This is a genomic window from Clostridium sardiniense (assembly GCF_019753795.1).
In the GTDB taxonomy this organism is placed as follows: Bacteria; Bacillota; Clostridia; order Clostridiales; family Clostridiaceae; genus Clostridium; species Clostridium sardiniense.
In genome coordinates this window covers 156,835-182,324 of sequence record NZ_JAIKTU010000002.1, presented here as the reverse complement: position 1 = coordinate 182,324, position 25,490 = coordinate 156,835, and the positions used below count along the sequence as shown (strand labels likewise).

Annotated in this window: 17 protein-coding genes; 14 read left to right on the top strand and 3 right to left on the bottom strand. The window is 28.6% G+C overall.

The genetic code is table 11. From position 1 onward, the window contains the following. Positions 1–13: 13 nt before the first annotated feature. From K5V21_RS02645 to K5V21_RS02620, 6 genes are all read left to right on the top strand, one after another. On the top strand, positions 14–958 hold the full coding sequence (locus tag K5V21_RS02645) for a siderophore ABC transporter substrate-binding protein (protein WP_221858905.1): 945 nt from the start codon (positions 14–16) through the stop codon (positions 956–958). A 359-nt stretch (positions 959–1,317) separates the two neighbouring features. Further along, positions 1,318–2,142, top strand: a complete 825-nt coding sequence (locus K5V21_RS02640; RefSeq protein ID WP_221858903.1) for a Cof-type HAD-IIB family hydrolase — start codon at positions 1,318–1,320, stop codon at positions 2,140–2,142. Between the two features lie 17 nt (positions 2,143–2,159). Further along, the gene (locus K5V21_RS02635) at positions 2,160–3,584 is read left to right on the top strand and encodes an NAD(P)/FAD-dependent oxidoreductase (protein WP_221858901.1); all 1,425 of its coding nucleotides are present in this window, start codon (positions 2,160–2,162) and stop codon (positions 3,582–3,584) included. 6 nt (positions 3,585–3,590) lie between these two features. After that, the gene (locus K5V21_RS02630) at positions 3,591–4,496 is read left to right on the top strand and encodes an FAD-dependent oxidoreductase (protein ID WP_221858898.1); all 906 of its coding nucleotides are present in this window, start codon (positions 3,591–3,593) and stop codon (positions 4,494–4,496) included. 637 nt (positions 4,497–5,133) lie between these two features. After that, complete coding sequence (locus K5V21_RS02625) at positions 5,134–10,605, top strand: endo-alpha-N-acetylgalactosaminidase family protein (RefSeq protein ID WP_221858896.1); 5,472 nt, start codon at positions 5,134–5,136, stop codon at positions 10,603–10,605. A gap of 80 nt (positions 10,606–10,685) precedes the next feature. Further along, positions 10,686–14,165, top strand: a complete 3,480-nt coding sequence (locus tag K5V21_RS02620) for a sialidase domain-containing protein (RefSeq protein WP_221858894.1) — start codon at positions 10,686–10,688, stop codon at positions 14,163–14,165. 102 nt (positions 14,166–14,267) lie between these two features. Here the strand turns inward: K5V21_RS02620 and K5V21_RS02615 are convergent, their stop codons facing one another. After that, positions 14,268–14,600, bottom strand: a complete 333-nt coding sequence (locus K5V21_RS02615; protein ID WP_221858892.1) for a hypothetical protein — start codon at positions 14,598–14,600, stop codon at positions 14,268–14,270. Between the two features lie 12 nt (positions 14,601–14,612). Then, complete coding sequence (locus K5V21_RS02610; RefSeq protein ID WP_221858890.1) at positions 14,613–14,885, bottom strand: hypothetical protein; 273 nt, start codon at positions 14,883–14,885, stop codon at positions 14,613–14,615. A 123-nt stretch (positions 14,886–15,008) separates the two neighbouring features. On the opposite strand from K5V21_RS02610, the gene K5V21_RS02605 reads away from it, so the two are divergent. From K5V21_RS02605 to K5V21_RS02595, 3 genes are all read left to right on the top strand, one after another. Next, the gene (locus tag K5V21_RS02605; RefSeq protein WP_221858888.1) at positions 15,009–15,449 is read left to right on the top strand and encodes a GNAT family N-acetyltransferase; all 441 of its coding nucleotides are present in this window, start codon (positions 15,009–15,011) and stop codon (positions 15,447–15,449) included. Between the two features lie 276 nt (positions 15,450–15,725). Beyond that, on the top strand, positions 15,726–16,430 hold the full coding sequence (locus tag K5V21_RS02600; protein WP_221858887.1) for a response regulator transcription factor: 705 nt from the start codon (positions 15,726–15,728) through the stop codon (positions 16,428–16,430). Beyond that, entirely contained in the window at positions 16,417–18,585 is a 2,169-nt protein-coding gene (locus K5V21_RS02595; RefSeq protein WP_221858886.1) for a sensor histidine kinase, read from the top strand. The genes K5V21_RS02600 and K5V21_RS02595 overlap by 14 nt, the downstream gene beginning before the upstream one ends. A 197-nt stretch (positions 18,586–18,782) precedes the next feature. Here the strand turns inward: K5V21_RS02595 and K5V21_RS02590 are convergent, their stop codons facing one another. Continuing rightward, entirely contained in the window at positions 18,783–19,544 is a 762-nt protein-coding gene (locus K5V21_RS02590; RefSeq protein WP_221859175.1) for a 5'-methylthioadenosine/adenosylhomocysteine nucleosidase, read from the bottom strand. Positions 19,545–20,036: 492 nt separating this feature from the next. Here K5V21_RS02590 and K5V21_RS02585 point away from each other — a divergent pair, with 492 nt between their 5' ends. The 5 genes from K5V21_RS02585 (at position 20,037) to K5V21_RS02565 (ending at position 25,441) form a co-directional block, all read left to right on the top strand. Then, positions 20,037–21,101, top strand: a complete 1,065-nt coding sequence (locus tag K5V21_RS02585) for a DUF2776 family protein (RefSeq protein ID WP_221858885.1) — start codon at positions 20,037–20,039, stop codon at positions 21,099–21,101. Between the two features lie 258 nt (positions 21,102–21,359). Continuing rightward, positions 21,360–22,010: a DUF975 family protein gene (locus K5V21_RS02580; protein WP_245000616.1), complete on the top strand. Its 651-nt coding sequence runs from the start codon at positions 21,360–21,362 to the stop codon at positions 22,008–22,010. Positions 22,011–22,200: 190 nt separating this feature from the next. Continuing rightward, on the top strand, positions 22,201–22,752 hold the full coding sequence (locus K5V21_RS02575) for an N-acetyltransferase (RefSeq protein WP_221858884.1): 552 nt from the start codon (positions 22,201–22,203) through the stop codon (positions 22,750–22,752). 35 nt (positions 22,753–22,787) lie between these two features. Beyond that, positions 22,788–23,564 (top strand): MurR/RpiR family transcriptional regulator, encoded by a 777-nt coding sequence (locus K5V21_RS02570; RefSeq protein ID WP_221858883.1) that lies wholly within the window; start codon positions 22,788–22,790, stop codon positions 23,562–23,564. Between the two features lie 290 nt (positions 23,565–23,854). Next, entirely contained in the window at positions 23,855–25,441 is a 1,587-nt protein-coding gene (locus K5V21_RS02565) for an alpha-glucoside-specific PTS transporter subunit IIBC (RefSeq protein ID WP_221858882.1), read from the top strand. The last annotated feature ends 49 nt before the right edge of the window (positions 25,442–25,490 follow it).

Here is a 25,490-nt window from a genome sequence, read left to right as displayed (position 1 = left end):
TGGAGGAATAATAATGAATAAAAAAATAGGAATAATAGTTGGATTAATAATTGTAGTTTTAGGAGGAGCCTTTGGTTTTTCAAAACTTAAATCAAATGAAGCAAATGCTGAAGGAAAGAAAGAAATGGTTACAGTAAGCCATAGGAAAGGTGAAACACAAGTTCCTAAAAACCCTGAAAAAGTTGTTGTTTTGGATTATGGTTCATTAGATATCATGACTTCAATAGGTAAGGAACCTGTGGGATTACCAAAGTCAGGTTTAACAAGTTACTTAAGTAAGTATAAAGATGATAAATATACTGATCTTGGAACTTTAAAAGAGTTTGATATGGAAAAGATAAATGAATTAAAACCAGATTTAATTATTATTGAAGGCAGACAAGAAAAATTCTATGATGAATTAAATAAAATTGCACCAACTATTATGCTTGGTACAGAAGGTAGTGATCACTTTGGATCATTAGATAGAAATGTAAAAGCTATAGGTACTATATATGGTGTTGAAGACCAAATGAAAGAAAAGATGGATTCTTTAAATAAAAGAATGGAACAAATAGGTAAAAAGGTAAAAGCTGATAATAAAACTGCTTTAATAACAATGGTTAATGAAGGAAATATAAGTGTATTTGGTAAAGGATCAAGATTTGGAATAATATATGATAACTTTGGATTTACTCCTGCTGATGATAAAATAGAAGTATCAAATCATGGTCAAAATATTTCATATGAGTATTTAGTTTCAAAGAATCCAGAATACTTATTTGTTATTGATAAAGGTATAGTTGCTGGTGGAAATCAAAAGCCTGCTAAGGATGTTATAGTAAATGATTTAACAAAGAACACTAAGGCTTATAAAGATGGCAAAATAATTTACTTAAATACTCAAGTTTGGTACTTAGGTGGTAGTGGATTAATGTCTACAGAAGCAATGATAGATGAAATAGAAAAATCTTTATAATTATTAAAAAAGGTTCTACATTATTAAAGTGTAGAGCCTTTTTATAAAATTAGAAATTAAATAAAAAAATATATGAAATAAATCTAATGAAAGTAATGGATAGAACTAAGTTACATGGAAGCACTTACTAAATATTAATAAGAAGTGTTTTATATTAACATTTTTTGAAAAGTCACTAAAACTAGTGGCTTTTTTTCTGTTGTATATATAATATAGTTGGTGTGATATATTGTATCAATATATATATATATATATATAGCTAAATGCTTATTATTATCATAGAAAAATAGTATTTAACTTATTGATCCTTTAAGTGTAATCTATAATTAAGATTAACACATATGAGAGAAGGAATTATTATGAGTATAAAACTAATTTGTATTGATATGGATGGAACTTTATTAAAAGATCAACAAACAGTTTCAGATAATAATAAGGAAGCTATAAAGGAAGCAATAAAAAGGGGCGTACATATAGCAATAACTACTGGAAGAGTATATGATTGTGCAAAAATGTATTCAAAAGAAATAGGTTTAAATACACCTATAATATCATCAAATGGGGCTTTTATTGGTGGAAGTAATGGAGAAGTAATTTACAATAATCCATTAAATATAGAAGAGTTAAATAAATTTTATAATGTGACTAAGAAATATGGTCTAATGGCTTACCTAACAACTAATTTTGGAGTTGTATCTGATGAAGAACTTCCAGAAAATCACGTATATAATGTTCTAAATAAAAAATTATCCGATGATGAGAAAATAAGAATAGAAACATTCAATGATATTAATATTGCTCTAAGAGAATATGATGGGCAAATATTAAAAGGAGTTTGTGTAGAAAAAAATCACAAAGATAAATTACATAAAGCTAGAAAAGAACTTGAATCTTTAAATAGTAATATGGAAATTGTAGCATCTTGGGATGATAATTTTGAAATTATGGAAAAAGGAAGTACAAAGGGAGATGCAGTAAAAAAATTAGCAGAATACTTTAATATAAGCAGAGAAGAAGTGATGTGTATTGGAGACAGTGAAAATGACTTGTCAATGATAGAGTATGCTGGTATTGGAGTAGCTATGGGAAATGCTATAGAAAAAGTTAAAGTTTCTGCAGACTATATTACAGATAGAAATATAAATGATGGAGTCGCTAAAGCTATAAAGAAATTTGTATTGTAGGACTAGGAGGATGTAATATGAAAGATATAATTATTATTGGAGGCGGAGTTATTGGTACTTCAATTGCTAGAGAACTATCAAAGTATAAATTAAATACGGTTTTAATTGAAAAGTATGATGATGTTGCAAGTGGTGTATCAAAAGCTAATAGTGGTATTGTACATGCTGGATATAATGAAACTTTAGGAACACTAAAGGGCAAATTAAATGTTTTAGGAAATGAAATGTTTGATGAGTTATCGAAAGATCTAGATTTTCCTTTTAAAAGGAATGGAGCATTAATATTAGCATTTTCAGAGGAGGACATGGCTAAGCTTAAAGAGCTTAAGTTTAATGGTGAAATGCTTGGCGTTAAAGGATTAGAAATTTTAAGAAGAGAAGAAGTTTTAAGTTTAGAAAATAATGTTTCTGAAAAAATTTTAGGAGCATTATATGCAAAAACTTCTGGAATTGTTAGCCCTTATGAAATGGTTATAGCATTAGCTGAAAATGCAAATGTCAATGGTGTTGAATTTAAATTTAATTCTGAGGTTATCAATATAGAAAAAATATGTGATGGATATAAGATTACATTAAGTAATGGAGAATATTTAGAAAGTAAGTGCGTTATCAACGCAGCAGGTCTTAATGGTGACATAGTAAATAATATGATAAATGATCATCAATATAAAATAAAGGGAGTAAAGGGAGAGTATATTTTATTTGATAAAATTGCTGGTAGATTAGTTAAGAAAACATTATTCCAAGTACCTGATAAGATAAGTAAAGGTGTTTTAGTTACACCGACTATAGATGGTAATTTAATGATTGGACCCAATGCACATAAAGGAGCCAAAATAGATATTAAGACAACTAAAGAAGGCTTAGGTGAAGTAATTGACAAAGCTAAAAGATCTGTATCACAATTACCTTTAAATAGAATCATAACAACATTTGTTGGGGTAAGACCATGTCTTAAAAGTGATTTTATAATAGAAGAAGTTAATTGTGCTAAAAATTTTATAAATGTCATAGGAGTAGATTCACCAGGACTTACAGCAGCTCCTGCAATTGGAGTGTATGTTAAGAATTTAATTAAAGATAGCTTTAATTTAATTCCAAAAGATAATTTTATAAGTACAAGAAAAGGAATAATTAAGTTTGATAAATTAGGAATTACAGAAAAAAATGAATTAATAAAAAGGGATTGTAATTATGGGAAAATAGTATGTAAGTGTGAGCTTATAACAGAAGGAGAAATAATAGATGCAATAAATAGACCACTTGGAGCTAGAAGTGTTGATGCAGTTAAGAGAAGAACAAGAGCAACAATGGGTGGCTGTCAAGGTGTTGGATGCTTAATTCCTATATCAAAGATAATAGCAAGAGAACTGAATATAGACATAAGTGAAGTTATGAAAAATAAAAAAGGTTCAAATATGATAGGCTACAAGGAGGCGTAAAATAATATGAAAGTTTATGATTTAATCATAATAGGTGGAGGAGCATCAGGACTTAATTGTGCAATATTTGCTAAAGCTGCAGGTATAGACAAAGTATTACTTATAGAGAAGGATGACGTATTAGGTGGTGCTTTAATTGGAGGGGATTATAACTTAAGTGAAAGAAGTTATTTTACAGGTAGAGACTACAGAGAAAAGAAGTTAAACGAATTTAATGGATTTAAAATAGATACATATTTAAATACAATGGTTTTAAAAATTGATTATGATAGAGAAATAGTATGTACAAGCAAAGAACGTGGGATAGAAAAGATAAAAGGAAAAGCTATAATATTAGCTAATGGTGGAAAAGAACAAAGTAGAGACAATATGAAAGTTACTGGAGATAGATGTTCTGGAATAATGACAGTTGGTATGGCAGAAAAAATTCTAGGAATAGATGGAGTTATACCAGGTAAAGATGTAGTCTTATATGGAGTAGACAATATAAAGAAAATTTATAAGAAATTAAAGGAAAAAAATATAAATGTAAAAGGTGCAGTTTGTGATAAAGTAAGTGATGAAGTTCTTGGGCTTACAAAGAATCTTTATTTAGGATATCAATTAGAAGATATTATTGGTAAAGATAGAGTTGAGATGATTAGAATAACTAAAAATGGTGAAGAGCTTCTTTTAAAATGTGATACTTTAATAATAGCAAGACCGATGGTATCAGACGGAGTAGTAGCAATGAGGAGTGGAATAGAATTAAATTCATCAACATCAGGGGCGGCAGTTAATGAGCAATATATGACTTCAAAAAATGGAGTGTTTGCTTGCGGAAATGGAATTTACATTCATGCTTCAATGGAAGAATTGTTAGAAGAAGCTAAAAAGGTTGTAGAAAATGTTAAAAATTTTATAAATAGATAATAGTTTTATATATAGAATACATATAGAATTATAGAATATTAAAAAATCATAGATTTTTATCTATGGTTTTTTATTTTTATTAAAAAGCATAATGATAATTAGAAAAATCTAATGTATAATTTTGTGCTCTTTATGTATTTTTTTTACATAATAAAATATAAGAAATAGGTGTAATTAAATGAAATTCATTAAATTACCTAGGAAATATATAAAGATAAAGTAAAAATATTAAATAAGAGTTTTTTATTATGAAATTAAGCTAATCATAGAAATGATATGAAGTATCAATACTTTGAAAAGTATATTTAGTATTTTAATATTTATAAATAAGAAATTATATAAAATATTTTGTGCAATAATTTTGGGTAATCTAAGTATAAAAATGAAGAAAAACTACATTGAAAATGGCTATATTATAATGATTGACAAGAAAATGGAAAACAATTACAATAATCTTCGATGATACTTAGAAATAAATTAAATAATAATTATAGTTTAGTTGAAAATTCGACAACATGATATATATGGTTTATTTAGTGCAGCTTAGTTATGTTCATAATTATTAAGGTGGGGACTTAAATTTTTATTGTTAACTAATTTATATTAATAATAAACAATCTATGAGGGGGGAAATTTAATGAAAAAAAGGGCAACAATGAACAAAAATATTGCGCTTATCATTGCTGGAGCTGTTATAATGGGACAGATTCCTATATCTGCATTGGCAGACGGGAATAAAAATGTAAACGTTGTTGAAGTTAATAAAGCTGGAGATAAGGGCAATAAGGAAGCTTCAGAAAAACTTGAATATGATCAAGAGTATAGTAACCATGACAGTAATTCATGGAAAAGGCTGGTAGGTGAAGGCGAAATTAAAGAAAATTTTGATTTTGCTGATGAAGAAAATGGAGTTAAGGGAGCTTTAGAAATTAAGAGGACAAATGGAAATAATCTTGTATTTGTAGAAGAACAAAGTCCAAGTCTTACAGATTTTGAAGCAGAAGTTAGATTCCAATTAAATCCTGATAATGAAAATGATAAAGCAGGTAGATTTGGACTTGTATTTAGAGGGAATTCAGCAGATAATTATGGCTTTATTGGATATAATGGAGGTAATGAATCTCCAGGAAAGTGGCTCATTGAAACGCCAAAGGCGTGGAAGGATGATATAAAAGGACCGGAACTTAAAGCAGGTGACTGGACTACAATGAAGGTTACAGTTAAAAGAAATCATGTAACTTTAGTTGTAAATGGGGAAAAAATATTTGCTGAAAATGTATCATTACAAAACTTCCCAACTGATCCAGGTCAATTTGGATTTAGAACATGGTTTGATCAAAAGAATGTAAAGGTTGATTATTTAAAAATCAATTCATTAGATGAGGCTCAAAAGGATGATATTACAGAGGTTAAAGAGTTAAATATAGATACTTTAGTAAAAGTAAAGCCAGAACTACCATATAAAGTTGATGTAACTTATGGAGATGGATCAACTGGTAAAGAGGTTGTAATATGGGATTATGTTGATGCTTCAAAATATGCACAAGTTGGTGAATTTGTAGTAGAAGGAAAAATAAAGGGAGCAGCAGAAAATTCACCAAAAGCAAAAGCTAATATTACAGTTAGGGAAAAGCATGCTTATAGTACAGATTTTGAAACAGAAGCAACAAGTGGAGATTGGCAAATATTAAAAGGAAGTGGAAAAGCTTCTGTTGAAAATGGAGCTGTAAAAGTTCCTATGAATGGTGTAGCAGTATCAGCTGATATGGCTTCACCAAATGTTAAGAATTTTACTTATGAAACAGATTTTACAGTAGATAGTGATTCAGGAAGAATTGGACTTGCATTTAGAGTTAATGATAAAGATAACTGGGGTGCAGTTTGTTATGATGCTGGATCATGGGTTTGGAAAGCTATGAATGGCGGCACAGAAAGTTATGGATCATTCCCAGGATCACTTAAGCTTGAGGCAAATAAAAAGTATAGAATGAAGCTTAAGGTTGAAGATAATAATGTGTCATTATGGATAGATGATGTTCTTTTAGGAAATACAACATCAGGCAGTCTTCCACAAAGAGCTGGTAAAATAGGTTTATCAGGATGGTTTGGAAATAAAAATGTTACTTTAGATAATGTTAAAGTTGAAGAGATAGTTCAAGAGAGTGAAGGGGATTTACCAGAAGTTGAAGTTAAGAGTATTGAATCAGATAAAATGAAGGTAAATTTAGATAATACTTTCCCAAGAGTAATAGGATATGAGTGGAAAGATGATCAATCAACGTTATTAGGACAAGAGGAGAGATATAATAAAGTTGAGCTTAACAACACTAAATATGCACCAGAGGTTAAGTGTACAGTAAAAGACAATGTAGCAACATATACTATGAAAATAAAAGAAGTAGATGTTACATTGACAGTTAAAATGTCTGTAGATGGAAATAAGCTTAGAATGGAAATAACAGATATAAAAGAAGGTGGAGACTTTAAAGTTCAAAAAGTGAACTTCCCAAATCATAGCTTTGCAACTGTTAAGAGTAATGAAGGTGGAGCAATAGCTGCAACTTTATCTTCAGGAGCTTGGCATGATATTAAGGATGAAATAAAAACTGTAGAAGAGATGGACCCATCAGTTAAAGGCAAAACTTATGCATTTATAAACGATGATAATTTTGCTATAACTATGGATAACAATGTAATAGAATATTCAAATAGGATAACTCTTACAACTGAAAATAGAAATGGTTATAAGAGTACAGGAATGGGAACAGGAACTTGGACTTATAGGGAAGTTCTAGATTCAGAAACTGAATTATTTAATCATGAAGATAAACTATGGTCAGAAGTTATAGTAACAAAGGACAATAATGACGATAAAAAAGTAACCTGGCAAGATGCTGCAATAGAGTATAGAAGAAATATGAAGGTTCCAATGGGTGGAGAAGATATTAAGAATAACCTTTCATATGTAGCATTTAATATTGCATATACTCAAAATCCATTCTTAAGATCATTAGATACTATTAAGAAGATATCTAATTATACTGATGGATTTGGGCAAATGGTTCTCCATAAGGGATATCAAGCAGAAGGTCATGATGATTCGATTCCAGATTACGGTGGACATATAGGAATGAGACAAGGTGGAGTTGATGACTTTAACACTTTAATAAATGAAGGAAAGAAATATAACGCAAAAATTGGTGTTCACGTAAATGCTACTGAATACCAAAAAGATGCTTTCCAGTATCCTCAAAATGGTAGTGTAAATGAAAATGCTGCAGGATGGAATTGGTTAGATCAAGCATATTATGTTGACCAAAGAGCAGATGTTGTAAATGGTGAACTTTTCAGAAGATTAGATATGCTTAAAGAAGATGCTCCAGGATTAGGATGGGTATACGTTGATGTTTATACAGGTAATGGATGGAATGCACATCAACTTGGAGAAAAATTAAACAGCTTAGATTATCAAGTTGCAACAGAATTCCATAGTCCACTTGAAGAACATGTAACATGGACTCATTGGGGAGCAGACCCAGCTTATCCTAATGAAGGTGGTACAAGTCAAATCCTAAGATTTATAAAAAATGATACTAAAGATGGATTCTTATCAGATCCATTATTAAAAGGTAATAAGCATCTTCTATCAGGAGGATGGGGAACTAAGCATACAATTGAAGGTGAGTACGGTACAGAAGTATTCTACAATCAAGTATTACCAACTAAGTATATGCAACATTTTGAAATAATGTCTATGTCAAAAGACGAAGTTAAATTTAATGAAGGATTAAGAGCTATTAGAGAAGGAGCTAATATAAATTACTATAAGAATGATAGATTAGTTGCAACAACTCCAGAAAATTCAATAGGAAATACTGGAATAGGTAAAACTAAATTATTCTTACCATGGAATCCAGTTGAAGAAGATGAAAAGATATATCACTGGAATCCACTTGGAACAACATCAGAATGGCAACTTCCAGAAAGCTGGTCTAATCTTGGAACAGTTGAATTATATGAATTAACTGACTTAGGAAGAACAAAGGTTAAAGCAGTTAATGTTGTAAATGGAAAAGTAAGCTTAGATGTTAAAAAAGATACACCATATATTGTAACTAAAGGTGAGGTTAAAGAGGAAAGAATTGATTCATGGGGTGAAGGTGCTCAAATAAAAGATCCGGGATTTGATTCACAAACATGGAGCAATTGGAAAAAAGAATCAAAGAGTGGCAACGCAGATCATATCAAATTTGTAAATGAAACACGTGAAACAAGAAAGGGTAATGATGTTGTTTCTATCGCTGATAAGGATGGAAAGGTATCTCAAAATATTGAAGGACTAGAGCCAGGGAAAACGTATTCTATTTCTGCATGGGTTAAAAATGACGGAAACAGAGAAGTTACATTAGGAGCTAGTTCAGGTGATGTTAAAGTTACTAATGTAATTAACAAGAGTGGCTTAAAGAGACAAGGGGAAGGTCATAAGTGGATTGATGATTCATTCCAAAGAATGGAAGTTGAATTTACTGTACCTGCTGGAGTTACTGGAGCTGAAATTTATTTAGAGGCAAAAGAAGGTTCAGGTGAAGTTATAGTAGATGACTTTAGAATATGGGATCATCCAGGTCATACAAATAAAGATGGTTATGTATTCTATGAAGATTTCGAAAATGTAGATGAAGGTATAACTCCATTCTTCTTAGCACCAGGTAGAGGACATTCTAATAGATCTCACTTAGCAGAAAAAGATTTATATGGAAGACAAAAAATGACTTGGGTTCTTGATGGAAGATTTTCATTAAAGAGTAATCAACAATCAGGAGAAAAAGGACAAATGCTTGTTACTGACTCATCAACATTTAAGATAGAGCCAAATAAAACTTATGAATTAGGATTCTTATATTCACTTGAAAATGCAGCACCAGGATACTCAGTGAATATAAAATCAAAATCTGGTGGAGATAGCTTAGTTAATATTCCGCTTGAAGCAACAGGTGTTGAAGCTGGAAAGTATACTAATGCTAAGGAAATTAAGAAGACATTTACTACAGGAGATAGGGATGATTACTATATTTCAATTGATAAAGGCGAAGGATATAAGGAGCTTATATTAGATAATATATACGTTAAGGAAGTTAAGGAAGATGCAAATGCTAAGCTTGAACATGTTAACTTAAACACTAGCGTAAATCAAATTCCTGTTGACTTAGCAGTTGACTTTAATGTTAATGCTCTTATGAGTAATGGAGCTAATGTTGATTTATCTAAAGATCATGTTAAGGTTGAATATATTATTTCAGATAATAGTGTACTTTCAATTGAAGATGGAAAAATGAAGGGATTAAAGGAAGGTAACGCAACTGTTGAGGTTAAGGTTACATTAGATGGAAAAACTGTTACATCTAATAAAGTTAATATTACAGTTGGAGAAGGAGAGACTGAAAAGCCAGAAGTTAATAAAGATCAATTAAATGAGGCTATAGCTAAAGCAGAAGGACTAAATAAAGATGATTATACAGCTGAAAGTTATAAAGCCTTAAAGGATGCACTAGATGTAGCTAAAATTATAGCTAATAAAGAAGATGCAACTCAAGAAGAAGTAGATAATGCAGCTAAATCTATAGAAGATGCAATAAGTAAATTAGTAGACAAAGAAGAAACTCCAGACGTGGATGGAGTAGATAGAACAGCTTTAGAAAGTGCAATAAAGGCTGCAGAAAAATTAAATGAAAAAGATTATACTAAAGATAGTTTTAAGTTATTTAAAGATGCATTAAAGAATGCTAAGAAAGTTTTAAAGAATGAAAAAGCTACTCAAGAGGAGATAGATGCTGCACTTAAAGCTTTAAATGATGCGCAAAGCAATCTAAAAGTTGATAATACAAAACCAGAAGAACCAGGAAAACCTAATAAGCCAGGAAATGGAGGAAATTCAGGAAATGGTGGAAATAGCAATAAGCCAGGAAAGCCAAGTAATCCAACAACACCAGGAATTCCAGGTAATGGTTCGGGCAATATACCAGATACAGGTATGAATACAGGAGCTATGAGTATTTTCGGAATAATAGCATCAGCACTTGGAGTTACGTTCTTAAGAAAGAAAAAATAAAATATTACTAAATATTAAGAGGACATAGTTTAATTAAGCTATGTCCTTTTATATAAAATTTTAATTTATGAGGAGGTCTTATGAATAGAAAAAAAATAGTAGCCTTAATACTTACTACAATAATATTAAGCAATAGTGGGATTCAAGTTATTTTGGCTAAGGCGAGTCCAAATAATGCTCAAAAGAAACCTGTTATTGAAAGTGTAATAGATCAAAGTGAGATAAAAGCTACAGCCACATCAGAGCAGAGTGTCGATCCTGCTATAAGTGCTATAGATGGAAATTTGGAAACTATGTGGCATACAAAATGGGATGAAAGTGATGAATTACCTCAAAGTCTTACATTAGATTTAGGGAAAGAGAGAGTAGTATCATCAATAAAATTAGATTCTAGACTTTCAGAGGATAATGGAAAAATAAAAAGGTATGAAATAATTTCAAATAATGAGGTTGTTCATAGTGGGACATTAAGAACAGATATTTTAACTAATGTAATTAGATTTGAAAATCCAATAGAAACAGATAATATAACAATAAAAGTACTTGAAGGTGTTGGAGGATTTGCAAGTATTGCTGAGGTTAATGTATATGAGACTACTGGAATGGCTAAAAAGGTATCGGAATACAATAATTTAAGAATAGAAAATGGAGCTAATGGAAACTTTAATTCTGATTTAAATAAAATAAATTCTCTAAATCAAGGGACAATAATTGCAAAGTTTGATGTAAAAGGAGATGGAATACAGACAATTTTCAGTGCTAGTAATAATAAAAAGAATAATAATCACTTCCATTTATATGTACAAAATGGAGGTGTAGGGTATGAAATAAGAAATGAAGGTACAAATTCATTCAATATTAAAGGGAATATTGATGTAAGTCTAAATAAAGGAATAAATACTTTAGCATTTAAAGCAGAAGAAGGACTAGGATATTCACTTTATCTAAATGGAAAAAAAGTTAAGTTTGATAAAAGGGAAGATTTAAAATTTATATTTGATATTGAAGGAATAAATAGTGTTGATGTAGGAAAGACAGATAGACTAAATGGAAATGAATATAACTTTACTGGAGATATAGATTTTATAGATATATATGATATAGCATTAGCAGATGACTATTTAGTAAAAAAGACTGAGGAGACGAAAACTGATAAGTTACCTTTACCAGAAGGCGCTTATATAAGTGATCCAGTTGATGTATTTAAGCCAAATGATTTAGGATCAAAAGCATTTAGAATTCCATCTTTAATTACGACTAACAAAGGAACGATGATTGCGGGAATAGATGCTAGAATAAATCATGGTGGAGATTCACCAAATAATATAGATGCAGCAATTAAGAGAAGTGAAGATGGAGGAGAAACTTGGATAGATGGACAAAAAATAATAGACTATCCAGGTAATGCATCAGTAATAGATTCTTCACTACTTCAAGTAGATAATGGTAAAATATTCTTATTTATAACAGCATTTCCGGAAGGGTATGGATTTGGAGCATCAAGACAAGGAACTGGTTTTGAAGAATTCCAAGGAGAGAATTGTATGCTTTTATTTGATGGAGAAGGTACATCAGGACAAGCAGGTCAAGGCAATAAATATTATATAAAGCCAAGTGGAAGAGTATTTGATTCAGATGGTATAGAAACTGCTTATAGAGTAGATGCAAATAATTATTTATATGAAGATGGAAAAGCTAAGGCTATAGGAAACACCTTCCTTCCAACATCTAAATTAAAAGCTTATGGTACAGCATATCTTGCATTAGTAGAGAGCACTGATGATGGTAAGACTTGGAGTGAGCCAGAACTTATATCAGGACAAGTTAAAAAAGATTGGATGAAATTCCTAGGTACTGGACCAGGAAGAGGAATTCAAATAAAAAGTGGAGAGAAGAAAGGAAGAATAGTATTCCCTGTATACTATACTAATCCAAATGGATTCCAATCAAGTGCTGTGATATATAGTGATGACAATGGTAATACATGGAATATTGGAGAGTCTCCAAATGATTCAAGAAGTGATCAGTCAGCGAATTCTGATACTATAAAATCAGGAAATCAATTAACAGAGTGTCAAGTGGTTGAAATGCCAGATGGTCAATTAAAATTATTTATGAGAAATACAGGAGATTATGTTAGAATTGCAACAAGCTTTGATGGTGGTGAAACTTGGCATGAAGATGTTACTGAGGATAGAAATTTAAGAGAACCATATTGTCAATTAAGCGTAATAAATTATAGTAAAACAGTTGATGGAAAACCTGCTGTTATTTTTGCAAATCCAGATGAAGTTTATCCTAATAGAAGGAATGGAACAGTCAGAATAGGTGTAATTAATGAAATTGGAACTTATGAAAATGGTGAGAAAAAATATGAATTTGATTGGAAATATAATCAAAGTATCATTTCAGGACATTTTGCATACTCATGCTTAACAGAACTTCAAAATGGGGATGTTGGATTATTATATGAAGGAACAGGTAGTGCTGAAATGTCATATAGAAAGATGAGTTTAGATTATATAAAGACAGATTTAATAGAGAGTGCTAAGGCCGCTGAAATAGTAAGTACAGAAACTTTAGATAATGATTTGAGTTATTTACCTGGAGAAGAAATTAATATAATGGTTAACTTTAATCAAACAATAAGTTTATTTGGAAATAGAGATATTAAAATATTAATTGGAGATAGAGAAGTACAATTAAATATGAAAGAATATAAAGATGGTAAGTCAGTAGTATATAGGGGAATAATACCTTCAGATATATCAACTGGAAGTAAAAATATAGTGATTAAATCCCAAGATGGTTTAGACATAGTAACTACTACTGGAAAAGTAACAAATTTATCTAATAATATAAATACTAATTTATCTATTAAAGTTGGACAAGAGGAAGCTGAAAAGCCAGAGGTTAATAAAGATCAATTAAATGATACTATAGCTAAGGCTGAAAGCTTAAATAAAGATGACTATACAGTTGAAAGCTATAAAGCCTTAAAGGATGCAGTAGATGTAGCTAAAAATATAGATAACAAAGAAGATGCAACTCAAGAAGAAGTAGATAATGCAACTAAAGCTATAGAAGATGCAATAAGTAAGTTAGAAGATAGAGAAGAAACTCCAGAGGTAGATGAAGTAGATAGAACAGCTTTAGAAAATGCAATAAACGCTGCAGAAAAGTTAAATGAAAAAGATTATACTAAAGAGACTTTTAAGGCATTTAAAGATGTATTAAAGGATGCTAAGAAAGTTTTAAAAGATAAAAAAGCTACTCAAGAGGAAATAGATGATGCCATTAAAGCTATAGAAGATGCACAAAGCAAACTGGAAATTAATAATACAAAACCAGAAAAAACTGAGAAGCCAGAAAAGCCAGGAAATGGTGAAAACTCAGGAAATGGAAATAAGCCAGGAAAACTAAGTAATCCAACAACACCAGGAATATCAGGCGGTGGTTCAGGTAATATACCAAGTACAGGTATGAATACAGGTGCTATGAGTATTTTTGGAATAATAGCATCAGCACTTGGAGTTACTTTCTTAAGAAAGAAAAAATAAAATATAATCGTTAAAAATGAAGGACATAGTTAGTTTTAACTATGTCCTTTAAAATAATATATATTTTATTTTTTAAAGTTATTAGAGTAATAAAAGATTGAATCAAGACTTTGAAACACCAGACATATTAGATAATAATTTTACAAACTCACGTTTAATAATAGTATTTGATATAAAAAATACTTTTATTTTATTATTATAATTTGTGTAAGCAACTCTACAGTTAATAGCATTATCTAGTGGAATTTTATATTCATAGATAGTTTTACCATTATATATGTAGCTTTGAACTGATTTAATTTTGTAAGGACTACTTTTTATTATATCTGGAAGTCTAAAAAGTATATTATTTATAATTAATTCTTCATATTTTTTATTTGCTTTGAAGAATTTCTTTAAGATATTATTGTCTTCAATAATTATATTTTCCTTCATTTATTCATCTCCTTAATTAGAGGATATAATATTAAACCATAATTTACTGCTTCTTGGAAATTCACGTTTTTTTAGAGTTTTTAAAAATTTCTTTAATTTATCAAGCTTTAGATCTCTATACTCACATTGAAAAAAACCATCTTCTATTACATCAAAGGAATGTTCATTTTTTATAATTAAGATTTTTCTATCTTTCTTAAAAGGTCTAATATCTATTGAATCATTCACATTGATTTTCTTTAATGTATTTATAGTGGTTCTAATAAAACTATCAATATTTATCATAGTAGACGCCTCCCTAATTAAATTATACTGGCTATAGCTAAATAGGTTAAATATATTTTTTTTATGATAATTATTGTGTATACTTATATATAGAAAATATAAATTAGAAATGGGAGTTTTAAAATGATAAGAAGAGGACATCTAGAAGATTTTGATATATTATTTAAATGGATTAATGATGAAGATGTAATAAGATTTTCACGTTACAAAAAAGAAATGGATTTAGAAGAATTTAATTCATGGTTTGATAGCAAATTAGATAATTTATTTGTTATAGAAGAAGATTTAGTTCCACTAGGTCAAGTATCCTTTGAAGTATCAGGAAATGGCGATGAAGCTATAATTAGTTATAGTGTTGATAGAGATGAAAGAGGAAGGGGATACGGAAAGGCTTTAATACACTATATAGTAAATTTCATTAAAGAAAATAGAGATGATATTAAAATAGTAAGTGCATTTATTAGTAGTGACAATGAAATATCAATAAAGATTTTTGAAAATGAAGGATTTAAAAGAGAAGTTGAAGAGGATGATTATTTAAAAGTTACTTTAAGTATTAGATAATCTTTAAATATTTTATTTTAAAAGAGTTAAGAAATAATACATTTTGTATTTAGTCTTATCTCTTTTTTTATTCTTTAAAAAAGTCTTTAGAAAGTCTTTAGATTTATTAGTAAATTATCTTTAAAATTGTACTCTAAAATATAAATATATCAATTGAAAGGAGTGGAATACAATAATATATAAAATATTAAAATATATACTAAAAATATAAATACTTATTTACTAATATGTTATATAATGGGGACGTAAAGGGATGAGAAAAGGGGTATTTAAGATATGAAATCATATAATGTTTTAGTAGTTGAAGATAAAAGGGAGATAGCTGATGCTATAGAGATATATCTAGTTAATCAAGGATACAAAGTTTTCAAGGGTTATAACGGTTCTGAAAGCTTGAAAGTAATTGAAAAAGAAAATATTCATTTAGCAATAGTTGATATAATGATGCCAATTATGGATGGTATAGCCTTTACTATGAAGCTTAGAGAAAAGTATGATTTTCCAGTTATAATGTTATCTGCAAAATCAGAAGAAATGGACAAGATACTTGGACTTAATATAGGAGCAGATGATTATGTATCTAAACCTTTTAATTCTTTAGAGCTTTTAGCTAGAGTTAATTCACAGCTTAGAAGATATGCAAAGTATTTAAATATTGTGGAAGAGACAAAAGAAAAAGAAAATAAAGTTATTATTGGTGGATTAGAGCTTGATGTAGATAGCAAAGAGATTACTTTAGATGGGGAATTAATAAAGACAACGCCAATAGAATTTAAGATATTACATTTACTTATGAAGAGTGCAGGAAGGGTGTTCTCTTCAGATGAGATATATGAAAGGGTTTGGAATGAACAAGCTGTAAATACTGATACAGTTATGGTTCATATAAGAAATATAAGAGAAAAGATAGAGATAGATCCTAAGAATCCAAAATATTTAAAGGTGGTATGGGGAGTTGGCTATAAATTTGAAAAAATTTAATAATAAGTTAGAAAAGTTTAATGATAAAAAGAAGATAAGTGCAATAATTTTAAGTCTTATAATGATAGTTTCTATAGGATTATGTATGATGTATCCTAAAATAAATGAAGAATATAGATCGAATTTTGATAACTTCAATAGAAATGAAAAATTTTATGAAAAGATATATGGGTCGATGTATTCTAGTTATTTTTGGACATTAGGAAGTAAAGTAGATGAAAATACAGATGAAGTAGAAGAAGTTAAATATGATATTTTAGTTAAGGATAAATATAAGTACTATGCAAACTTTATAGAGGAATTTAATAATAGTCTATTTCCAGAATGGAAAGAATATTTAAATGATTATATGATGGGATCTTATTCAATCAATAAAGTAAATGATGTGCATGGTGGTAGTGGTATCTCTGGAATAGTAGAATTATTATATAACAATGAGGATAAAAGGTTTGGAAAGATTAATTTTGATTTTTATGTAATTATGGATTTTGATAAGAATGGGAATTTAACAATAACAGATATATGGGGAGATACTGAGGAGAACTTTAAAAGAAATATTAAATTGGCATCAGAAAAGAGTAGAATTCCAAGTCATTATTTAGAACCTATAAAAGATGCTACAGTAGCTTTTGGGGTCCCTAGGGGTGTTTATTATAAAAATAGTGCTATAGAACAAGCAATAAATTCTGAATCATTTATATATATAAGTATACCACTAGTGATACTTATATTACTTGCAATATTTATTCCATATAAATTATTAAAGAAAATTATTGGGTTTAAGATATTTAAAAAGCTACCCTTTGAAATAAATATACTACTCACTGTATTTATATTGTTTTTAATAATACAAGCACCAAGTTCGATTATGCTTAAAACTATAGAAGATACATTTGTTTTTTCTTCATATCTTTCAGTATCTGATGAAACTAAAAATATTTTTGTATATATTGCTAATATAGCATATTGGTTTATGTGTTTTACTTATATATTCTATGAAATAATATATATTAAATATATATTTAAAGAAGGAGTAAAAAGATATTTTAAACAAAATATATTTTTAGTTAAATTCTTTAGTACACTTAATAAGGGATTAGGTAAACTATTTAAATATGCTAGAAATATAGATTTAAGAGAAAAGAATAATAAAAAGATACTTACAATGGTAGTAATTAATTTTATTATTATATTTATGAGTTTCTGTATAGTTGTAATAGGGGCATATACCTTTGGAGGCGGAGGATATTTAATAACATTATTAACATTTTTAATTTACTTAGTAATAATGTTTATAATACTGAAAAGGTCTGAAAAGAAGATTCAATCAAATTATAAAATATTACTTAGGCAAACAAATGAAATGTCAAGTGGAAATTTAGACTTTAAGGTTGATGAAGACTTAGGTATATTTAATGAATTAAAAGATGAACTTCAAAAGATACAAGGTGGATTTAAGAAAGCTGTAGATGAAGAAGTTAAAAGTCAGAATATGAAAACTGAGCTTATATCTAATGTATCTCATGATTTAAAGACTCCATTAACATCAATAATATCTTATGTAGATTTATTAAAAAGTGAAAAAGATGAAGAGAAGAAAAAACAATATATAGAAACATTAGATAAAAAATCTCAAAGACTTAAAGCTTTAATTGAAGATTTATTTGAAATGAGCAAGGCATCTAGTGGTAATATAAATTTAAATATAATAGAAGTCAATATAATATCTTTAATAAAGCAAACTATGATAGAGCTTAATGATAAAATAAAGGACTCAACTATAAAGTTTAAGTTTAGTTATTCAGAAGAGAAGATAATTTTACCTTTAGATAGCCAAAGAACTTTTAGAGTTTTTGAAAATCTTATACTTAATATAACTAAGTATTCTATGAAGAATTCAAGAGCATATATTGATGTTATAAAAAGGGAAGATAAAGTGCAAATAACCTTAAGGAATATATCAGAGAATGAATTGGATTTTGGAGAAGAGGAGATAGTGGAAAGGTTTGTTAGAGGTGATAGGTCGCGTAACACTGAAGGCTCTGGCCTTGGACTTGCAATAGCAAAAAGCTTTGTTGAACTTCAAGGGGGAACTTTTAATATACGGTTAGATGGAGATCTATTTAAAGTAACAATAACATTTAAAATAGATTAGATTTAAAATGTGTTATTGTATTATAAAGGCACTTTATAATAATGACTATTTCAAAAATAATTATTTACTATATCTATTTAGAGAAGTAGGTATGATAGTAAATAACAAATTAAAAGATAAATGATATTAAATAGAGGCTATATAAGTTTAACAATAAACTTATATAGCCTCATTATATTATGGTGTAGTTAGTAATTTTACATTTTTTCAAACATAGATTTTAATATAGCTGTTGAATTTTTAACTCCAATTGGAATAAATTCTTTATAATCCATTGTTGCACCGTTATTTGCATTATCTGAAATTGAACGGATAATTACAAATGGAATATTATTAAGGTATGCAACTTGTGCAATAGATGCACTTTCCATTTCTACAGCAGAAGCATTAAAATTCTTTTCAATCTCAGCTACCTTATCATGACTTGCAATAAATTGATCACCTGATACTATTCTTCCTACATGAGACTTAATGTCTGTATGATCTTTTGTAGCTTCAATAGCTAAATTTAATAATTTTTCATCAGCTTTAAAATCATAAACATCCATTCTAGGAATTTGTCCAACCTTATCTCCAAATACTGATGTATCTACATCATGTTGAACATAAGTATCCCCTATAACTATATCTCCTGGATAGATATCCTTTGATACTCCACCAGCAACACCAATATTTATTAATGAATTAACTTTAAATTCACTTACTAATATTTGCGCACATGATGCAGCGTTAACTTTACCAACACCTGATACTACAGCAACTACAGGCTTTCCCCATAAGTTTCCTTCATAAAATGTTAAGTCATTTTTCTTAACTTCTTTAGTATCCTTCATATCTTTTAAAAGAACTTCAAGTTCCTCATTCATAGCTCCTATAATACCTATAGTTTCCTTTGTGTTAGTAGCAGATTTTGATGAACTGCTACAGCCAAGGAAAGTAGTTGATGTTATTAATATCATAGATATTAATATTAATAATCTCTTTTGTAATTTCAAAATTTTGTCCCCCTAAATAAGATTTAATATGTACAATTACGAATTATAAATATGATTTTATATATAATGTTCGTAATACGAAAGTTATTATACTGGAAAAATACGAATAAAACAACAAGTTTATTAAAAAAAGTTCAGTAAATATCTTTTTCACTATAAAAAATGTAAAAATAAAATAAAAACCTATTGTAATAAAAAGGTAAAAGTGAAAAAATAGTGGTTTTTATAGGTAAGTTTACAACTTCTCCAAATTCGATTAGTAATTATTTAAAAACATTCATGTTTCGTTCTTTGACTTGAATTATAAGTAGCATTAAAATTAAGAAGTACTTAGAGATAAGTGTAAATATTATAAAATTAATACAATGAATAAATAAAAATTAAAATAAATATTTGATAAAATAATATTTTAACTTTTATTTATCCACTGAATTTATAAAAATTGGAGGGATAATTATGAATATTTACATTAGCATATTGTTTCGTGCAATACCACTATTAATGGGTGTTGTATGTTTAGGATATGGTTTTTATGTTAATGCATTAAAACAAGCAACGGGAACAGGATTTATTGTTGCAGGACATGTTCTTATATTTTTAACAGCAATATGTATTGCATTATTTACAACTGCGGCAACAATCATAAGACAAATAATAAATAAATATAATAACTTTTATAAATGGATATTACCTATAATAGGTTATGCAAGTGGAATTTTTACAGTTATTGCAGGTATTTATTTTTGGAGAACAGCAGGAGATAATGCAGCTTATTTTGTATCAGGAAATATAATATTTGCTGTAGGATTAATAACCTGTTGTGTAGCAACAGTTGCAACGTCTTCAACTAAATTTTCTATGATAACTAAAAATGAAGATGATTTAAAACCAGGAGAAAAACCAAAAGGTGGATTCACAAGTGGCCAAGCTAAAGCATTAATAGCTGTCCCTATAATTTGTACAATAGTTGGACTTGCAAGAGGAGTATATCTAATATTTAGTGAAGAAATAACACCACATTTTGTAGCAGCACATGTAGTAATAGGAATATCACTAATATGTGCAAGTTTAATTGCATTAGTAGTAACTATTGTTAGACAAATACAAAATGTATTCTCTAATAAAGAAAGATGGAAATGGAGTAAATTCGTAATTTTAATGGGTACAATAGATTTAGTATGGGGTATTATAATACTTATAGTATGTAAGAGCCCAGCTTGGATTGCTCCAGGATATGTAATGATTGGACTTGGATTTGTATGTTACAGTATTTCAAGTAAGGTAATATTACTTGCCGCTGTATGGCGCCAATCTTGTGCATTAGGTAATAGAATACCATTAATTCCAGTAATAACAGCACTTATTTGCTTATTTTTAGCAGCATTTTTATTAGAAGCTGCACAATTTAATGCTGCATACTTTGTTCCAGCGCGTGTTATGGTAGGACTTGGAGCTGTATGCTTTACATTATTCTCAATAGTTTCAATATTAGAAAGTGGAACATCAAAACAAGTTGAATAATATAAATATTAAATATATAAGTATTTAATACCAACAAGCCTAAAGGAGATAAATCCTTTAGGCTTATTTTCGTAGTATAAAAATATAAGTTATAAAATAATATGTAAGTATGACTATTAATAAAAGGTAAAAAGTATAAAAAATAATATTAAATAATTATTAATATTATAAAAAGAGTTATATAATACCTTTTGAATAGGGAAGATATAGTATATAATATAAGCATATAATATATAAAAATAAACGGAGGAGATAATAATGATTAGTAGAAGTGAAATTAAAACTATGGCAAAGGAACAATTAAGGGGGAATTGGGGAATTGCAGTACTGACATTTTTAATTTATGGAATAATAATAAGTTCATCAGGATTTGAAAAGACAATTGACAGACTACCATTTATAGATTCTTCTTTATCAACTTACTATGGTTTATCTATTTCTATAAATATAATAGCTTTATTACTTGGAGGACTGGTTTCAGTTGGTATTAGTAAGTTTTCATTAAATTTAGTTAGACATGAAAATGCAAGTCTTGGAGATTTATTCTCAAACTTTAATATTTATCTAAAAACTTTGGGATTATATTTACTTATGGGAATAGCTGTTGCTATAGGTTTAATATTATTAATAGTACCAGGAATTATACTATCTCTTATGTTCTCACAAGCATATTATATTTTAAGTGAAGATAATGAAAAATCTATAACTCAATGCTTAGAGGAAAGTGCTAGATTAATTAAAGGGTATAAATGGGATTACTTTGTACTAGAATTAAGCTTTATTGGATGGTGGATAGTTTCATTAATAACATGCGGAATAGGTGCTTTATGGGTAGCTCCATATCAAGGTATAACAGAAGCAAATTATTATATGAAATTAAAAGAAGAAAATAGATTTACTAAATTATAAAAATAAAATTATAGTTATTTGGAAGCTGATTTTGTATTTTTGCAAAATCAGCTTTTTAAATTAAAGCATTTTCTAGATATGATATTATATAAAATAAGAAAAGTGATTGAATAAATAGTAAAATATACAGTAAAATGGTAAAATGAATATATTTAATTATAAATAGAATTAGAAAGTAAGGGAGTGAATAATGAAAATACTTATAAATTTAGAAAGAAAAGATGGATTAAATATAATAGCAGAAATTAAAGAATTAGATGAGACTTATATTCATAAAATTATGACACTTCAAAATAATATCATTGAGAATATTGATAATAAAGAATTGTATGCCTTAACTTCAGAGAATGAATTTAGAGAAATAATTAATGGAAAAGGAAAAGTTATTGGGTGTCTAACAAAGAATGAAGAATTAATAGCTCTCGGAGTTTATGGAAATTTTAAATATGATAAAAATAATTATGGACATGATATAGATATTAAAGGAGAGAAACTTTTAACTATAGGACAAATTGAATCAATAATAGTAAGTGAAGAATATAGAGGAAATAGACTTCAAGAAAAACTTTGCAAGATATTAGAAGAGATAGGGAAATTAAATAAAACATCTATTATGTGTGCAACAGTATCACCAAACAATCATTTTAGTCTAAAGAATTTTTTATTATTAGGATATGAAGTACAGAAAGAAAAGCTTAAATATGGTGGTATGAGAAGATATATTTTAGTGAAGCAGTTATAGTTATTTAACTGTATTAGGGGATGGGAGGATTGATCATGAAGCTTGAGGAACTTATAAATAAACATTATGATAAATTAAATCATAATGATATGCACATATGGAAGTATATATTTAATAATAAAAAGGAATGTACTAGCTTAACAATTGATGAATTAGCAGCAAAGTGTAATGTTTCAAGAACAACAATATTAAGATTTGCACAAAAGCTATTATTAAAGGGATATAGTGAGCTTAAAACATATTTAAGATGGGAACTTGATGAAAATAATTATATTGAAGAAGATATAATAAATAGGATTTGTAATGATCTTAATAAATCTATTGAAGATATGAGACAGAAAGATTTTACTAAAATATGCAGAACGATTTATGAAGCAAAGAGAGTGTTTGTATATGGGACAGGAGCTGTTCAGACATCAGTAGCACAGGAAATAAAGAGAATATTTTTATCAGGTCAAGAATGTTTTTATATTGTAGATGGTGGAGATGAGACAGAAATGCTCTTAAGAACTATCTCTTCAGAAGATCTTATAATATTAATTTCTTTAACTGGAGAATCAGATCATATAATAAATTTTGCAAAGGGCTTAAACTTAAGAAATGTACCAATAATATCAATAACAAAGCTTAAAAATAATGAATTAGCAAGATTAAGCAAAGAAAATATATACATAACAACTTCTATGCTTAATATTGGAACCGAAAGGGAATATGAAGCGACCACAGCTTTTTTCATATTAGTTGAGATATTATTTATAAAATATAGTGTGTATAAGAGTAAACGCAAGGAAGAAGTTTTAATTAACAACTAAAAATAACAACAAATAAAAGTGAGCAAATAAAAGCTTACTTTTATTTTTTAGAAAGAATAATTAAGCAAATATATTGAATTCATTAGTATTACTTCGCATTTCAGTTTATAAAGTACTAAATTTTAAATTGTGTGAAAAATCACTAATAAAGAGAGAAATCACAATATGTGAGAATGAGTGCCTATATGCTTTAAAAGTCTTGATAACGTTTAATATAATTGGTAATATCTTGAATATAAGGTGCCTCTCATTTTAACAAAGAGTTTTATAGATGGGAGAGAATAAAAGTTATGATGCAGAAAATACAACGTTTTGGGGGATCTATGTTTACGCCAGTATTGTTATTTGCTTTTGCTGGTATTATGGTAGGTTTATCAATATTATTTAAAAATGCTGAAATAATGGGTTCCTTGGCAGACCATAATGGGCTATGGTATAAATCATGGATTATTATTGAGGAGGGTGCTTGGACTGTATTTAGACAATTATCACTTCTATTTGCAATTGGACTTCCGATAGGTCTTGCAAAGAAGCAACAAGCTCGTGCATGTATGGAATCTCTTATAGTATATCTAACATTTAATTATTTTTTAAGTGCTTTTTTATCACTTTGGGGAGAGAATTTTGGAGTTAACTTTGCAGCAGAAGTTGGTGGAGGTAGTGGGCTAACTCTTATTGCTGGAATAAAAACATTAGATACTGGGATGATAGGTGCAATATTAATATCTGGTATAGTTGTATATCTACATGATAAATATTTTGATACAAATCTTCCAGAATTTTTAGGGACTTTTAAGGGATCTTCTTTTGTTGTTATGATATCATTCTTTATAATGATTCCAGTTGCATTAATTATGGCATTTATTTGGCCAAAGGTACAAGGGTTAATAGGAACTCTTCAAGGATTCTTGACATCATCTGGAGTTATAGGAGTATGGGTATATACCTTCCTTGAGAGAATTTTATTACCAACGGGATTACATCATTTTATTTATTCACCTTTTATTTTTGATGCAGCTGTAGTAGAAGGCGGAATAAATGTTTATTGGGCAACTCATTTAAATGAATTTGCAACATCATCACAAAGTTTAAAGGAAATGTTCCCAGCAGGTGGGTTTGCACTACATGGATTATCTAAAGTATTTGGGTCAATTGGTATAGCGGGAACTCTATATGCTACAGCTAAGCCATATAAGAAAAAAATTGTATTAGGACTTTTAATACCAGCTACATTAACAGCAGTTGTTGCAGGGATAACTGAACCTTTAGAATTTACATTTTTATTTATAGCACCAGTTTTATTTTTAGTACATTCGTTACTTGCGGCAACTTTATCAGCAGTATCGTTTGCACTAGGGGTTGTAGGGAACTTTTGTGGTGGACTTATTGACTGGACGGCCCTTAATTGGATACCTTTATTTAAATATCATTCAGATACTTATATTACTCAAATAATAGTTGGTCTTATTTTTTCAGGAATCTATTTTATTGTATTTAGATACTTAATATTAAAGTTTAACTTTAATACTCCAGGAAGAGAAGAAGAAACTGAAGAGACAAAACTTTATACTAAATCAGATTATAAAAATAAAAAGGGAGTAGGAAAGGAAGAAATAAAGGAAAAAGGAATAGATATAAATGTAAGTAAAGCAGAAAAATTTCTAGAAGCACTAGGAGGAAAAGATAATATTATTGATGTGACTAATTGTGCTACAAGACTTAGAATATCAGTTAAAGATGAAAAAATAATAGAAGATGCAAGCGTATTTAAAAGTGCAGGGGTGCACGGACTAGTTGTTAATGGAAAAGCGGTACAAGTTATAGTTGGATTGTCTGTGCCAACAGTTAGAGAAAAATTTGAAGCATTATTAGGTTAACATAAATAAATTTATTTTAATTTGGAATACTAAATGAATAAGTAGTTTG

Coding starts and splice junctions, on each gene's coding strand:
- K5V21_RS02635 (WP_221858901.1), top strand. CDS start 2,160: ATGAAAGATATAATTATTATTGGAGGCGGAGTTATTGGTACTTCAATT.
- K5V21_RS02625 (WP_221858896.1), top strand. CDS start 5,134: ATGAAAAAAAGGGCAACAATGAACAAAAATATTGCGCTTATCATTGCT.
- K5V21_RS02630 (WP_221858898.1), top strand. CDS start 3,591: ATGAAAGTTTATGATTTAATCATAATAGGTGGAGGAGCATCAGGACTT.
- K5V21_RS02615 (WP_221858892.1), bottom strand. CDS start 14,600: ATGAAGGAAAATATAATTATTGAAGACAATAATATCTTAAAGAAATTC.
- K5V21_RS02565 (WP_221858882.1), top strand. CDS start 23,855: ATGATGCAGAAAATACAACGTTTTGGGGGATCTATGTTTACGCCAGTA.
- K5V21_RS02570 (WP_221858883.1), top strand. CDS start 22,788: ATGAAGCTTGAGGAACTTATAAATAAACATTATGATAAATTAAATCAT.
- K5V21_RS02610 (WP_221858890.1), bottom strand. CDS start 14,885: ATGATAAATATTGATAGTTTTATTAGAACCACTATAAATACATTAAAG.
- K5V21_RS02620 (WP_221858894.1), top strand. CDS start 10,686: ATGAATAGAAAAAAAATAGTAGCCTTAATACTTACTACAATAATATTA.
- K5V21_RS02645 (WP_221858905.1), top strand. CDS start 14: ATGAATAAAAAAATAGGAATAATAGTTGGATTAATAATTGTAGTTTTA.
- K5V21_RS02640 (WP_221858903.1), top strand. CDS start 1,318: ATGAGTATAAAACTAATTTGTATTGATATGGATGGAACTTTATTAAAA.
- K5V21_RS02590 (WP_221859175.1), bottom strand. CDS start 19,544: ATGATATTAATAACATCAACTACTTTCCTTGGCTGTAGCAGTTCATCA.
- K5V21_RS02585 (WP_221858885.1), top strand. CDS start 20,037: ATGAATATTTACATTAGCATATTGTTTCGTGCAATACCACTATTAATG.
- K5V21_RS02575 (WP_221858884.1), top strand. CDS start 22,201: ATGAAAATACTTATAAATTTAGAAAGAAAAGATGGATTAAATATAATA.
- K5V21_RS02580 (WP_245000616.1), top strand. CDS start 21,360: ATGATTAGTAGAAGTGAAATTAAAACTATGGCAAAGGAACAATTAAGG.
- K5V21_RS02600 (WP_221858887.1), top strand. CDS start 15,726: ATGAAATCATATAATGTTTTAGTAGTTGAAGATAAAAGGGAGATAGCT.
- K5V21_RS02605 (WP_221858888.1), top strand. CDS start 15,009: ATGATAAGAAGAGGACATCTAGAAGATTTTGATATATTATTTAAATGG.